This is a genomic window from Rehaibacterium terrae, from assembly GCF_014202935.1.
Lineage (GTDB): Bacteria > Pseudomonadota > Gammaproteobacteria > Xanthomonadales > Xanthomonadaceae > Rehaibacterium > Rehaibacterium terrae.
Map to the genome: position 1 here is coordinate 104,511 of NZ_JACHHX010000004.1, position 12,483 is coordinate 116,993.

At 68.0% G+C, this 12,483-nt stretch carries 14 protein-coding genes; 10 read left to right on the plus strand and 4 right to left on the minus strand.

What is annotated here, in order from left to right:
• Positions 1-114: 114 nt before the first annotated feature.
• The 3 genes from HNQ58_RS03990 to ykgO all read right to left on the minus strand — a co-directional run bounded on the left by HNQ58_RS03990 (position 115) and on the right by ykgO (position 1,778).
• A complete protein-coding gene (locus HNQ58_RS03990; RefSeq protein WP_183947497.1) occupies positions 115-1,140 on the minus strand; it encodes an agmatine deiminase family protein in 1,026 nt (341 codons plus the stop codon).
• Between the two features lie 12 nt (positions 1,141-1,152).
• Positions 1,153-1,497 carry a hypothetical protein gene (locus tag HNQ58_RS03995; protein WP_183947498.1) on the minus strand — a complete coding sequence of 115 codons (345 nt, stop codon included), beginning with the start codon at positions 1,495-1,497 and terminating at the stop codon, positions 1,153-1,155.
• A 155-nt stretch (positions 1,498-1,652) separates the two neighbouring features.
• The gene (gene ykgO / locus HNQ58_RS04000) at positions 1,653-1,778 is read right to left on the minus strand and encodes a type B 50S ribosomal protein L36 (RefSeq protein WP_005913193.1); all 126 of its coding nucleotides are present in this window, start codon (positions 1,776-1,778) and stop codon (positions 1,653-1,655) included.
• A 133-nt stretch (positions 1,779-1,911) separates the two neighbouring features.
• On the opposite strand from ykgO, the gene cmk reads away from it, so the two are divergent.
• The 8 genes from cmk to galU all read left to right on the plus strand — a co-directional run bounded on the left by cmk (position 1,912) and on the right by galU (position 10,167).
• Entirely contained in the window at positions 1,912-2,598 is a 687-nt protein-coding gene (gene cmk, locus HNQ58_RS04005) for a (d)CMP kinase (protein WP_183947499.1), read from the plus strand.
• A 192-nt stretch (positions 2,599-2,790) separates the two neighbouring features.
• Entirely contained in the window at positions 2,791-4,464 is a 1,674-nt protein-coding gene (gene rpsA / locus HNQ58_RS04010; protein ID WP_183947500.1) for a 30S ribosomal protein S1, read from the plus strand.
• Between the two features lie 75 nt (positions 4,465-4,539).
• Positions 4,540-4,842, plus strand: coding sequence for an integration host factor subunit beta (locus tag HNQ58_RS04015; RefSeq protein ID WP_183947501.1), 303 nt, complete (start codon positions 4,540-4,542; stop codon positions 4,840-4,842).
• Between the two features lie 52 nt (positions 4,843-4,894).
• Positions 4,895-5,170 carry a lipopolysaccharide assembly protein LapA domain-containing protein gene (locus HNQ58_RS04020; protein WP_183947502.1) on the plus strand — a complete coding sequence of 92 codons (276 nt, stop codon included), beginning with the start codon at positions 4,895-4,897 and terminating at the stop codon, positions 5,168-5,170.
• On the plus strand, positions 5,167-6,339 hold the full coding sequence (lapB, locus tag HNQ58_RS04025; protein WP_343057176.1) for a lipopolysaccharide assembly protein LapB: 1,173 nt from the start codon (positions 5,167-5,169) through the stop codon (positions 6,337-6,339). The genes HNQ58_RS04020 and lapB overlap by 4 nt, the downstream gene beginning before the upstream one ends.
• The gene (locus HNQ58_RS04030) at positions 6,336-7,364 is read left to right on the plus strand and encodes an MraY family glycosyltransferase (RefSeq protein WP_183947503.1); all 1,029 of its coding nucleotides are present in this window, start codon (positions 6,336-6,338) and stop codon (positions 7,362-7,364) included. The genes lapB and HNQ58_RS04030 overlap by 4 nt, the downstream gene beginning before the upstream one ends.
• Positions 7,361-9,271, plus strand: coding sequence for a polysaccharide biosynthesis protein (locus HNQ58_RS04035; protein ID WP_343057177.1), 1,911 nt, complete (start codon positions 7,361-7,363; stop codon positions 9,269-9,271). The genes HNQ58_RS04030 and HNQ58_RS04035 overlap by 4 nt, the downstream gene beginning before the upstream one ends.
• Positions 9,268-10,167, plus strand: a complete 900-nt coding sequence (galU, locus tag HNQ58_RS04040; protein WP_183947504.1) for a UTP--glucose-1-phosphate uridylyltransferase GalU — start codon at positions 9,268-9,270, stop codon at positions 10,165-10,167. The genes HNQ58_RS04035 and galU overlap by 4 nt, the downstream gene beginning before the upstream one ends.
• Before the next feature lie 3 nt (positions 10,168-10,170).
• Here galU and HNQ58_RS04045 read toward each other — a convergent pair whose 3' ends face one another.
• Positions 10,171-10,668: a hypothetical protein gene (locus HNQ58_RS04045; protein WP_183947505.1), complete on the minus strand. Its 498-nt coding sequence runs from the start codon at positions 10,666-10,668 to the stop codon at positions 10,171-10,173.
• An 87-nt stretch (positions 10,669-10,755) separates the two neighbouring features.
• On the opposite strand from HNQ58_RS04045, the gene HNQ58_RS04050 reads away from it, so the two are divergent.
• Positions 10,756-12,051 carry an NAD(P)/FAD-dependent oxidoreductase gene (locus HNQ58_RS04050; protein WP_183947506.1) on the plus strand — a complete coding sequence of 432 codons (1,296 nt, stop codon included), beginning with the start codon at positions 10,756-10,758 and terminating at the stop codon, positions 12,049-12,051.
• Between the two features lie 51 nt (positions 12,052-12,102).
• Positions 12,103-12,438: a tRNA-binding protein gene (locus tag HNQ58_RS04055; RefSeq protein WP_183947507.1), complete on the plus strand. Its 336-nt coding sequence runs from the start codon at positions 12,103-12,105 to the stop codon at positions 12,436-12,438.
• Positions 12,439-12,483: the final 45 nt, after the last annotated feature.

Sequence of the window (12,483 nt, forward strand, 5' to 3'; positions counted from 1 at the left end):
TCGTCCGCACCAACGCCGGGCGCAGTGCCTTGTCCGGGCGCGAGGGACACTGGATTCCCGCTTTTGGAGGAATGAGGTCGGGGTGTTGCTCTCGCGACTCCCGATTCCCGGCTTTCAGGCCAGCAGCCCGATCGGCAGCTGCATGGTGACGCAGTGCAGGCTGCCGTTCTGCCAGATCAGCGGCCGGCAGGGCACCTGCACGATCTTGCGGTCGGGGAATGCCCGCGCCATCACGGCCGCCGCACCCGCATCGGCCGGGTCGCCGTAGGCCGGCATCAGCACGGCGCCGTTGATGATCAGGAAATTGGCATAGGACGCGGCGAGGCGGCGGCCTTCGTCGATGATGGGCCGGGCCCACGGCAACGCGAACAGCCGGTAGGGGTGGCCGTGCCGGGTGCGCAGCGCGGCCAGCTCGGCGGCCATCGCCTGCAACTCCGGGTAATGGCTGTCGTCCGGATCGTCGCAGCCCTGATAGACGATGGCGTCGGGCGCGGCGAACCGTGCCAGCGTGTCGATGTGCGCATCGGTGTCGTCGCCCTCGAGATGGCCGTGATCCAGCCACAGCACCCGGTTCTGGTGCAGGTGGTGGGCGAGCGTATGGGACAGGCCGTCACGGCTGGCGTGCGGGTGGCGTTCGTGCATGCAGCGCCAGGTGGTCAGCAGGGTGCCGGCGCCATCGGTTTCGATGCCGCCGCCCTCCAGGGCGAAGTCGATGCGCTGGCGGGTGGCATTGCGGAACAGACCGGCGGCTTCGAGCTGCTCGACCAGACGGTCGTCGCGCGCGGCCTCGAATTTGCCGCCCCAGCCGGTGAAGCGGAAGTCGAGCAGGCGGAAACCGTCCGGACCCACGAGCGTGATCGGCCCGGAGTCGCGCAGCCAGGTGTCGTCGTAGCTGGCCTGCACGAAGCGTACCCGGTCCAGCCGCACGCCGCCGCGCTCGAGCGCGATGCGGGCGCGACGCTGCAGGGGTTCGTCGGCGACGCAGACCACGGCGGTCTGGTGGGCGGCGATCGCCGCCGTCAGGGCCACGTAGGTCTTCTCGACGCTGTCCAGCCGGTCGGCCCAGTCGGTGCCTTCGTGCGGCCAAGCCAGCAGGATCGCGGATTGGGGCTCCCACTCCGCGGGGAATCGTAGTGCCATGGGATGATCCGTTCAGCGGACCGGTTTGGGTCCGATCTCCTCGGGCGTCGCCTTGTTGGCGACGGCATTGATGACCCGGTCACGCTCGAAGTAGACGGTGAACTGCGGGTAGTTCCAGCGGTGGATGACCGGCCACTGGGGCTTCTGCCCGCCACGCGGCTCCATCTTCTGTGCGGGTGTGCCGAAACGGGCCTCGACCTGGCTCATGCTCATGCCGCGTGTGGGCAGTTGCAGGGCGGCACTTGCCTGGACGCGCTCGATGAGCAGGACATCGCTCCTGATCGTGGTCTGTTCGGAGGCCGCGGCCGAGGCGAGCGGTGCGAGGGCGAGAAGAAGGGGAAGCAGCCTGATGCGCATCGGAGTTCTCCCGCGTTCCGGTTGTCGACGACGTTTTATCAGAAGCGGGGTTGTGCCGTCATGCGCGCGGGTGTCGACACCCTGAAACGGCCAAGGGCCGCTTGCGCGGCCCTTGTTCGTCGTTTCCGGCCGCGGTCGCGGCCGGGCTCGCCGGCTCAGCGCTGGCGGGCCTTGAAACGCGGGTTCGACTTGCAGATCACGAAGACCTTGCCGCGGCGGCGGACGACCTTGCAGTCGCGGTGACGGGTCTTCGCCGACTTCAGGGAAGACAGGACTTTCATGGGTAAACCCTCGGCGGAAAGCACAAGATCATAATACATTTTCCCGCGGGCGCTCAAGGGTTTGCCGACTTTTTCCTGAAGCCCGGGCAGCACGGGCTAGAATCGCTGCCGCCCATCGCTGCGGACCCATGCCATGACCGATCCCGTTCCCGTGCTGACCATCGATGGCCCTTCGGGCTCAGGCAAGGGCACGATCAGCCGGGCGGTCGCCGCGCGGCTGGGGTGGCACTATCTGGATTCCGGTGCGCTGTACCGCGCGGTCGGACTGGCCGCCAGCTGGGCCGACGTGGACTTCTCCGATCACCCTTCACTGGTGCGTTGCGCTTTCGATACCGACATCGCCTTCCGCGAGGACGGCGAGCGCGAGCCGAGGATCCTGGTCAACGGCGTCGATGTCACCGACGAACTGCGCACCGAGACCGCCGGCGCGGCGGCGTCGGCCATCGCCGCGGTTCCGGAAGTGCGGGCGGCGCTGCGCGAGCGGCAGCGCGGCTTCCGGCGTCCGCCTGGCCTGGTCGCCGACGGGCGCGACATGGGGACAGTGATCTTTCCCGATGCTCCATACAAGGTGTTCCTGACCGCCAGCGCCGAGGAGCGTGCGGCACGGCGCTATAAGCAGTTGAAGGATAAAGGGGTTTCGGTTAACCTTGACAGTCTGCTGCGCGAGATTCTCGCCCGCGATGCCCGTGACGCCCAGCGTACGGTGGCGCCGTTGAGGCCGGCCGAAGACGCCGTTCTCATCGACACCACCGGCATTCCGGTCGAGGAGGTCGTCGAGCGCGTGCTGTCGCTGTTGCCGGATACGCTCCGGGGCAGCTAGGCCCGCCCGGCCCACCGCCACGGCAACGATCCGGCCCGGCCTCCGGCCGGCTCGGGCGTGCGCGTTTCCGCCGGCAGGACGGCCCCGGGTCAGATGCCCGGGTATTTCCTATCCAGACAGGTGCGCAGGCACCGCACACAAGGGTGGGCCGCGGATGCAACCGGCCCGAGTGTTCAACCGAGTAACCAAACAATGACCGAATCCTTTGCAGAACTGTTCGAACAGAGCCAGACCGCGATCGCGAAGCTCAAGCCCGGCGCCATCGTCACCGGCACCGTGGTCGAGGTCCGCAGCGACGTCGTCGTCATCAATGCTGGCCTGAAGTCCGAGGGCATCATCCCGATCGAGCAGTTCCGTAACGATCAGGGCGAGATCGAAGTCAACGTCGGCGACGAAGTGAAGGTCGCCCTGGAATACCTCGAGAACGGCTTCGGCGAGACCGTGCTCTCGCGCGAGAAGGCCAAGCGTGCGATGGTGTGGGACGAGCTGGAGAAGGCGCTCGAGAACAACGAGACCATCACCGGCCGCATCAGCGGCAAGGTCAAGGGCGGCTTCACCGTCGACATCAAGGACGTCCGCGCGTTCCTGCCGGGCTCGCTGGTCGACGTGCGCCCGGTCCGCGACCCGGTCTACCTCGAGGGCAAGGAGCTGGAGTTCAAGCTCATCAAGCTCGACCGCAAGCGCAACAACGTGGTGGTTTCCCGCCGCGCCGTCGTCGAGAGCGAGTTCTCCGAGGAGCGCGAGAAGCTGCTGGAGCGCCTGCAGGAAGGCGCGATCATCAAGGGCGTGGTCAAGAACCTCACCGACTACGGTGCGTTCGTCGACCTCGGCGGCATCGACGGCCTGCTGCACATCACCGACATGGCGTGGAAGCGCGTGCGCCACCCGTCCGAGGTGGTCGAGGTCGGCCAGGAACTGGATGTGCGCGTGCTCAAGTACGACCGCGAGCGCAACCGCGTCAGCCTGGGGCTCAAGCAGCTGGGCGAGGATCCGTGGGACAACATCGCCCGCCGTTATCCGGCCACCAGCCGCGTGTTCGGCAAGGTCTCCAACGTCACCGACTACGGCGCGTTCGTCGAGATCGAGCCGGGCGTCGAGGGTCTGGTGCACGTCTCCGAGATGGACTGGACCAACAAGAACGTCAACCCGTCCAAGGTCGTCCAGGTCGGCGACGAGGTCGAGGTGATGGTGCTGGACGTCGACGAGGAGCGTCGCCGCATCTCGCTGGGCATGAAGCAGTGCCAGCCGAACCCGTGGGAAGCCTTCTCGGCGATGCACAAGAAGGGCGACAAGGTGACCGGCCAGATCAAGTCGATCACCGACTTCGGCATCTTCGTGGGGCTGGAAGGCGGCATCGACGGTCTGGTGCATCTGTCCGACATCTCCTGGAACGCCACCGGCGAGGACGTGGTCCGCAACTTCAAGAAGGGCGACACGGTCGAGGCGGTGGTGCTGGCGGTGGACCCCGAGCGCGAGCGCATCTCGCTGGGCATCAAGCAGCTCGAGCAGGACCCGTTCGGCCAGTTCATGGCCGCCCACCCGAAGGGCTCGCTGGTCTCCGGCACCGTGAAGGAAGTCGACGCCAAGGGTGCCACCATCGAGCTTGCCGACGGCATCGAGGGCTATGTGCGTGCCTCCGACATCGCCAAGGAGCGGGTCGAGGACGCGACCCAGCACCTGAAGGTCGGCGACAGGATCGAGGCCAAGTTCATCGGCATGGATCGCAAGGGCCGCACCCTGCAGCTCTCGATCCGTGCCAAGGACGAGGCCGAGATGCGCGAGGTGCTGGAGGACTACCAGAACGCCTCCGGCGGCACCACCAAGCTCGGCGCGCTGCTCCGCGAGCAGCTGAACAAGTCCGAGTAAGCGATGCGGGCGGGGTCCGGGACGGCCCGGACCCCGCTTTCGACTCCGCCATTCCAGCCTGCCGATCCTCCGCCCATGACCAAGTCCGAACTGATCGAAGTCCTCGCACGCCGGCAAGCCCATCTGAAGGCGGACGACGTCGATCTGGCCGTCAAGACCCTGCTGGAGCTCATGAGCGGCGCGTTGGCCCACGGCGAGCGCATCGAGATCCGCGGCTTCGGCAGCTTCTCGCTGCACTACCGGCCGCCGCGCATCGGTCGCAATCCCAAGACCGGCGAGTCGGTCGCGCTCCCGGGCAAGCACGTCCCGCATTTCAAGCCAGGCAAGGAGCTGCGCGAGCGCGTCAACGGCGTGGTGCCTGCCGCGACCGGCGCCTGAGCTCCGGTCTTTCGGCTAAGCTTTCGGGGTACGACCCCATGAGGCTCCGCCCATGCGCCTGTTCCAGGGCCTGATCGCCATCCTTTTCGTCCTGTCCGGCGTGCTGTTCAGTGCGCTCAACCCGGCGCCTGTCATCATCGATTTCCATTTCCTGACCTGGGGCAGCAGCCTCGGGGTCGCGCTGCTGCTGGCGCTGCTGGCCGGCACCCTGCTGGGCGGGCTGGCGGTCGCGGCGACGGTCGCCTGGCCGCTCGGTCGCCGGCTGCGCAGGCTGCAGCGGCAGCGGCAGTCCGAGCCGCCTGCACCGCCGGCCGTCGAACAGCCGTGAGCGAACTCTACTGGCTCTTCATGTTGCTGCCCGTGGCCGCAGCGACCGGCTGGCTCGCGGGCCGGCGCGGCAGCGTCCGGCAGACCGGACAGCGCGTGAGCCGGCTGTCGACGACCTATTTTCGCGGCCTGAACTACCTGCTCAACGAGCAGCCGGACAAGGCCATCGAGCTGTTCCTGCAGATCGCCGAGGTCGACAGCAACACGGTCGAGACCCAGCTGGCGCTTGGCCACCTGTTCCGTCGCCGGGGCGAGGTCGAGCGCGCCATCCGGCTGCACCAGGGACTGATCGCGCGGGCCGGGCTGAGCGACGAGCACCGTACCCAGGCCATCTTCGAACTGGGCGAAGACTACATGCGCGCCGGTCTGTTCGACCGTGCCGAAACCCTGTTCAGCGATCTGGTGCGGCTGGACGTTTCCATGCCGCAGGCGCTCAGGCATTTGATCTCGATATACCAGGCCGAGCGCGACTGGCCGAAGGCGATCGAGCATGCGCGGCGCTACCAGGAGGTGACCGGCGAGCCGATGGGGTCGCTGATCGCGCATTTCCATTGCGAGCTGGCCGAGCAGGCGCGGCTGGACGGCGATGACGGGCGGGCGCGGTCGCATCTGGCCGATGCCTTCGCGGCCGAACCCGATTCGGTCCGCGCCGGGATCCTCGAGGGCCGGCTGGAGCTGGCGGCCGGCAACGACCAGGCCGCGATCCGCGCCTTCGAGCGGGTGGCGCGTCACGACGCCGAGTACCTGCCCGAGATCCTGAAGCCGCTGCTGGCCTGTTACGAGCGGCGCGGCGAAACCGCGCGCGCGCGCGCGTTCCTGGCCGAGATGGCCGAGCGCTATCCAGGGGTCTCGCCGATCCTCTCGCTCGCCAAGCTGATCGAACGCGAGGAGGGGCGCGAGGCAGCCATCGCCTTCCTCACCGACCAGCTCAAACGAAAGCCTTCCATCCGCGGACAGGCCGCCTTGATCGAGCTCAGCCTGGCGGAAGGCATGTCCGACGGATCGAGCACACTGAACTCGCTCAAGCAGGTCACCGAACAGATGCTGATGCGGACCCCGGCCTATCGCTGCAACCGTTGCGGTTTCGGGGCCCGCGCGCATCACTGGCAGTGTCCGAGCTGCAAGAGCTGGGGCGCGGTCAAGCCCGTGCACAGCCTGGCCGCAGAATGAGCCAGACATTCCCGCCGGCCGTGCTGCTGGGCTCGACGCTGCTGGTGGCGGCGGTTTCGTCGCTGGCCACGGCGCTGGCGCTTGGCTATGCCCGACGGATGGCGCTGCTCGACCAGCCCGGTGCGCGGCGGAGCCACGCCGTCCCGACCCCGCGTGGCGGCGGGGTCGGCATCGTCGTCGCGTTGATGTGCGGCTTGGCGGGGCTGTGGTTCATGGCGCCGGAAGAGCGCGGGTTGTGGCTGGGCTTCGGGGCCGGCCTTCTGGCCGTGGCGGGTATCGGTTGGCTGGACGACCATCGCCCGTTGCCGATCCTGCCGCGACTGGCAGTGCACGCCCTCGCGGGGCTAAGCTTGGCCACAGGGTTCTCCGGCTGGCCCGGGACGCCCGGAGACTGGGCTGGGATGCTCGCAACGGTGATCGGCGTGATGACGCTGGTGAACATCTGGAATTTCATGGACGGAATCGATGGCCTGGCGGCAAGTCAGGCGGCCCTGGTCGCGGTCGCGCTGGTGGCGATCGGCGGCGCCGGCATCGATGCCCGGGCGATCCTCGCTCTCTATCTGTTCGCGGCCGCCGCGGCTTTCCTGCCGTTCAACTTTCCGCGGGCGCGCATCTTTCTCGGCGATGTCGGCAGCGGCGCGCTCGGTTTCGCGGTGGCGGCCCTGATGCTGGTTTCCATCACGCGCGGCGCCATGGACTGGTTCTATGCGCCGGTGCTGGTGTCGGCGTTCCTGATCGATGCCGGCCTGACCCTCGCCAAGCGCATCCTGCAGGGCAAGCGTTGGTGGCGGCCGCATCGCGAGCACCTGTACCAGTGGGCCGTGCGCCGCGGCTTCGGTCATCCTCCGGTCACCATCGCGTATGCATGCTGGACGGCGGCCGCCGCGACGGTTTGTCTCGCCGGCCCGTCCCTGTTCCCCGATGGGGCCGTGGCGCCGGCATGCGCGTTTCTCGCCGTCGGTGTGGCGGCGTGGTGCGGCGGGCGCTGCCGCTTGTTGCGAATGGCCAGGGAGAGCAGGGCATGATGCGCTTGGGATATCGCTTCGCCGGCTGGTTGCCACGCTTGCTGGTGGTGCTGCACGACCTGGGCATGGTCGTGCTGTGCTGGGTCGGACTGCAACGCATCCGCTACAGCATGGCGGAGATCCAGCCCGACATCCCCTGGTTCTCGACCGAGGTCCTGATCGTCGTCGCCGCGCAGGGACTGGTGTTCTGGCGGGTCGGCCTGTACCGCGGTCTGTGGCGTTTCGCCAGCCTGCCCGACCTGTGGAACATCCTGCGCGCCGGCGTGCTGGGTGTGTTCGCCATCGCCCTCGGCCTGGTGCTGTTCAACCGTTTCGAACTGCCGGTGCCACGGTCGGTCCTGGTGCTTTACCCGCTGGTGCTGATGGTGCTGCTGGGCACCCCGCGGATGCTGTACCGGCTCTGGAAGGACAGCCGCCAGGCAGTCGGCCGCAGCCAGCCCAGCACCCGTGTACTGGTGCTGGGCGCCGGGCGCGCCGGCGAGGCGCTGGTGCGCGACCTGCGACGCGACCATCGCTACCACCCGGTCGGTTTTCTCGACGACGATCGCGCCCTGCACGGCGCCAAGGTCCAGGGGGTGCCGGTTCTGGGGGGGCTGGATCGCATTGCCGAAATCAGTCGCGAGGTCGCGGCCGGCCTGCTGGTCATCGCCGTGCCCACCGCCAGTCCGGAGGAAATGCAGCGTATCGTCGCGCTCTGTGAGCAGAGCGGGCTGCCGTTCCGCACCATCCCGCGCCTGCAGGATGTGCTGGAAGGACGGGTGGCGCCCGGCGAGCTGAAGGAAGTGGCGATCGAGGATCTGCTCGGCCGCGATCCGGTATCGCCGGACTGGCGGGCCATGCGCGACTGGCTGGGCGGGCGTTCGGTGCTGGTGACCGGTGCCGGTGGCTCGATCGGCGCCGAGTTGTGCCGTCAGTGTGCGCGGCTGGGGGTCGGCAGCCTGACGCTGATCGAGCTCAACGAGTTCGCGCTGGTTTCGATCGAGAGCGAACTGCGCCGTGATTTTCCGGCGCTGACGGTGCGCGCGGTGCTCGGCGACTGCGGCGACCCGGCGGTCTGTGCGCGCGCGCTCGAGCTCGGCAAGCCGGAGGCGGTCTTCCATGCCGCGGCCTACAAGCAGGTACCGCTGCTGGAGGGGCAGGTGCGCGAAGCGGTGCGCAACAACGTCCTCGCCACCGAAGTCGTCGCACGCGCCTGCCGTGAGGCCGGAGTCGGCACCTTCGTGCTGATCTCCACCGACAAGGCGGTGAACCCGGCCAACGTGCTCGGCGCCAGCAAGCGCTTTGCGGAGATGGTGTGCCATGCGCTCGCCGAGGACACGTCCACCCGCTTCGTGACGGTGCGTTTCGGCAATGTGCTCGATTCGGCCGGCAGCGTGGTGCCGCTGTTCCGGGAGCAGATCCGGCGCGGCGGCCCGGTCACCGTCACCCATCCGGAGGTGACGCGGTACTTCATGACCATTCCCGAAGCCTGTCAACTGATCCTGCAGGCGTCGGCGATCGGCCCGCACGAGGCGATCTACACGCTCGACATGGGGCGGCCGGTGCTGATCCGGCAACTCGCCGAGCAGATGATCCGACTTGCCGGCAAACAGCCCGGCCGGGACATCCACATCGTCTACACGGGACTGCGGCCGGGCGAGAAGCTCCACGAGGTGTTGTTCCACCCCGCCGAGCGCTACCAGCCCACCGCGCACAGCAAGATCCTGCAGGCCGAGCCGCGCGAGATCGACAATGTCGCGGTGTTGACCGGGCTGCGCATCGCCCGCGAGGCCGTGCAACGCTACGACGAGGGTCGCCTGATGCGCATCCTGCACAGCGTCGTGCCCGAGTTCGTGCCCGAGTTCGCCAAACCGTCGGTGCCGGGCAAAGCCGAGGTGATTCCACTGCAAAAGGGCAAGGGTACGTGAGTTTCAGACTGCGCAAAGCCGTTTTCCCGGTCGCCGGACTGGGCACCCGTTTTCTTCCCGCCACCAAGACCGTTCCCAAGGAGATGCTGCCGATCGTCGACCGGCCGCTGATCCAATATGCCGTGGACGAGGCCATCGAAGCCGGCTGCGACACGCTGGTCTTCATCACCAACCGCTACAAGCACGCGGTGGCGGATTACTTCGACAAGGCTTACGAGTTGGAGCAGAAACTCGAGAAGGCCGGCAAGACCGAGCTGCTCGACGTGGTCAGGAGTGTGCTGCCGTCACATGTCCGTGCGATCTTCGTCACCCAGGCCGAAGCGCTCGGACTTGGCCATGCGGTGCTCTGCGCCAGGGCGGTCGTCGGCGATGAGCCCTTCGCGGTGCTGTTGCCCGACGACCTGATCTGGAACCGTGGCCCCGGCGCCCTGCGCCAGATGGCCGAGGTGGCCGCCGGGACTTCCGCCAGCGTGATCGCCGTGCAGGAAGTGCCGCGCGAACAGAGCGGCAGCTACGGCATCGTCGCGACCGAGCCGTTCGAGGGTCGGCAGGCACGCATCTCCGCGATCGTCGAGAAGCCGCCGCCGGAGGCAGCCCCGAGCAATCTGGCCGTGGTGGGGCGCTACATCCTGACGCCGCGTGTCTTCGATCTGATCGAGAGCACGCCGCCGGGTCGGGGGGGTGAAATCCAGCTCACCGATGCGATCGCCGCCCTGCTTGAGGAGCAGCGCGTGCTTGCGTACCACTTCCAGGGCACTCGCTTCGACTGCGGCAGCCATATCGGCCTGATCGAAGCGACCATCCGCTTCGCGCTCGATCACGAGAAACTGAGCGAGCCTGCACGTCGCGCGATGCATGCCGCGCTGCACGAGCTGGGCGTACGCGACGAGCCCTGAGCCTCAGCCCAGATGCCAGCCCGTCCAGGCGCACCAGCCGATCAGGATGGCGCCCAAGACCCAGAGCAATGCTCCCAACCCGCGCAGCCGTCGCGCGATCGCGGTGGCCTGTTGGCCTTCACGCACAGCGACATCGCGCGCGGTGCGCTCGCCGGGTAACGGGTAACGTCGCTCCCTCTCGATGGCATCGGCGTAACGCAGCAGCCACAGGCCAAGCAAGGCCAAGGGCAGCACCAGGGCGATCACGGCGCCGAGGAAGACGATGTAAAGCCATTGCAGGGTGGTCAGCGGATGCAAGGCATCCTCGCCTGGGTGCGACAGCCAGTATTGCAGTCCCCCGAGCAGAGCCGCCCCGGCCACGGCACTGAGTGCCAGCAAGGCCAGCATGCGACGACGATAGGTCGGGTCGGCCCGATGCACCTGCATATGCGCTCCACTGGACTGGCCGGCTCGCGAATCAAGCACGCCAGTGCCTGATACGTCGAAGCCGCGTCCGGACATGCGCCGGACGCGGCGTGGGCTGACAAGTCCAGGATGGACTTGTCCAGACCTTTCCTAACATCCTAGCGGGGAGAACCGGACCAGCGCATGGCCATCGGGAATACCAACTACTACCGCGCATCGGCCATCGGCATGGTCGAGTGGCCGGCCTTGATGGGGCGGACCGATGCCGAGGTGTGCATCGTCGGCGCCGGGTTCGCCGGGTTGAATACCGCGCTTGGACTGGCCGAGCGCGGGTATCGCGGCATCACACTGCTGGAATCGGAGCGGATCGCCCATGGCGCCTCCGGCCGCAACGGGGGCTTCGTCTTCGCTGGGTTTTCTCGCGGCGAGGCCGCGCTGCTGCGCGAGCTCGGACCGGAACGGGCACGGCGACTGCATCGCGGCACCCTGGATGCGGTCGCGCTGATCCGCGACCGCTGCGCGCGGTATCGGATCGCCTGCGATCCGACGCCTTCCGGCGTGCTCTGGGCGAACTGGTTCCGCGATGCCGACGTGCTGCGCGCGCGTCAGCGCCTGCTGGCCGAGCATTACGGCGTGCACTGGGACTGGGTGCCGCAGGCGGAACTGCGTGCTCTTCTGCTCACGCGGCGCTACGGCGACGCCCTCCGGGAACGCGAGGCGATGCATATCCATCCGCTCAACTACGCCCTCGGCCTGGCCCGGGCCGCATCCGAGCGCGGCGTGGCGATCCACGAGCGCTCGCCCGCGCTCGGCTTGACGCGTGATGGCGCCGGTTGGTGCGTGCGCACCGCCGGAGGCGAGGTTCGCGCCAGACAGGTGGTGCTGGCCTGCGGCGGCTACCTGGCCAGCCTGCGCCGGCGCGTGGATGCCGGCGTGATGCCGATCGCGACCTACGTGATGGTGACCGAGCCCCTCGGCACGCGCATGCGCGAGGTGATCCGCACCGATGCCGCCGTGTACGACACCCGCTTCGCCTTCGACTACTACCGCCTCTTGCCCGACACACGGCTGCTGTGGGGTGGGCGCATCTCCATCCTCGATCGCCCGCCCGATGCGGTGAAGCGGCTGCTGTACCGCGACATGCTCAAGGTGTTCCCGCAGCTCGATGGCGTGCGCATCGATTACGCCTGGTCGGGGTTGATGAGCTACGCCCGTCACCAGATGCCGCAGATCGGCGAGATCGAACCTGGCCTGTGGCTGGCGCAGGCCTTCGGCGGGCATGGTGTGGCGCCGACCACCTTCGCCGGCGAGCTGCTGGCCGCCGCGATCGCCGAGGGCGATGAGCGCTGGCGGGATTTTGCCGACTACGGACTGGTCTCGGCCCTGAAGCCCGTGGGTCTGGTCGGCGCCCAGCTCACCTACTGGTGGCAGCAGTTCCGCGACGCGTGGAAGGATTGGCGCGAGCGAGCGGCGGGGTGAATTGGCGCCCCGGTCAAGCCATGGCCAAGGCCGTTGCGGCACACTGCCGGCATGAGCGAGACCATCACCTGGCAGGATTTCGAGCGCGTCCTCATCGCCGCCGGCACCGTGTTGCGTGTGGAGGACTTTCCCGAGGCCCGCAAGCCGGCCTGGAAACTGTGGGTCGATTTCGGCCCGCACGGCATCAAGAAGACCAGCGCGCAGGTCAAGGCGCTGTACCGACCCGAGGATCTGGTCGGCCGGCAGATCGTCGGCGTGATCAATCTCCCGCCCAAGCAGGTCGGCCCGTTCGTCTCCGAATTTCTGCTGACCGGCTTCCCGACCGACGAGGGTGTCGTCATCACCACCGTCGAACGCCCGGTGCCGAACGGTACCCGGTTATCCTGATCCGAGAAGGCAACAGCACGCACGGAGCAAGGAGAGAAGAGCGGA

What these genes read in the sequence shown, in the direction of transcription:
- HNQ58_RS03990 (WP_183947497.1), bottom strand. Translation starts at nt 1,140, where the DNA reads ATGGCACTACGATTCCCCGCGGAGTGGGAGCCCCAATCCGCGATCCTG.
- HNQ58_RS03995 (WP_183947498.1), bottom strand. Translation starts at nt 1,497, where the DNA reads ATGCGCATCAGGCTGCTTCCCCTTCTTCTCGCCCTCGCACCGCTCGCC.
- ykgO (WP_005913193.1), bottom strand. Translation starts at nt 1,778, where the DNA reads ATGAAAGTCCTGTCTTCCCTGAAGTCGGCGAAGACCCGTCACCGCGAC.
- cmk (WP_183947499.1), top strand. Translation starts at nt 1,912, where the DNA reads ATGACCGATCCCGTTCCCGTGCTGACCATCGATGGCCCTTCGGGCTCA.
- rpsA (WP_183947500.1), top strand. Translation starts at nt 2,791, where the DNA reads ATGACCGAATCCTTTGCAGAACTGTTCGAACAGAGCCAGACCGCGATC.
- HNQ58_RS04015 (WP_183947501.1), top strand. Translation starts at nt 4,540, where the DNA reads ATGACCAAGTCCGAACTGATCGAAGTCCTCGCACGCCGGCAAGCCCAT.
- HNQ58_RS04020 (WP_183947502.1), top strand. Translation starts at nt 4,895, where the DNA reads ATGCGCCTGTTCCAGGGCCTGATCGCCATCCTTTTCGTCCTGTCCGGC.
- HNQ58_RS04030 (WP_183947503.1), top strand. Translation starts at nt 6,336, where the DNA reads ATGAGCCAGACATTCCCGCCGGCCGTGCTGCTGGGCTCGACGCTGCTG.
- HNQ58_RS04035 (WP_343057177.1), top strand. Translation starts at nt 7,361, where the DNA reads ATGATGCGCTTGGGATATCGCTTCGCCGGCTGGTTGCCACGCTTGCTG.
- HNQ58_RS04045 (WP_183947505.1), bottom strand. Translation starts at nt 10,668, where the DNA reads ATGTCCGGACGCGGCTTCGACGTATCAGGCACTGGCGTGCTTGATTCG.
- HNQ58_RS04050 (WP_183947506.1), top strand. Translation starts at nt 10,756, where the DNA reads ATGGCCATCGGGAATACCAACTACTACCGCGCATCGGCCATCGGCATG.
- HNQ58_RS04055 (WP_183947507.1), top strand. Translation starts at nt 12,103, where the DNA reads ATGAGCGAGACCATCACCTGGCAGGATTTCGAGCGCGTCCTCATCGCC.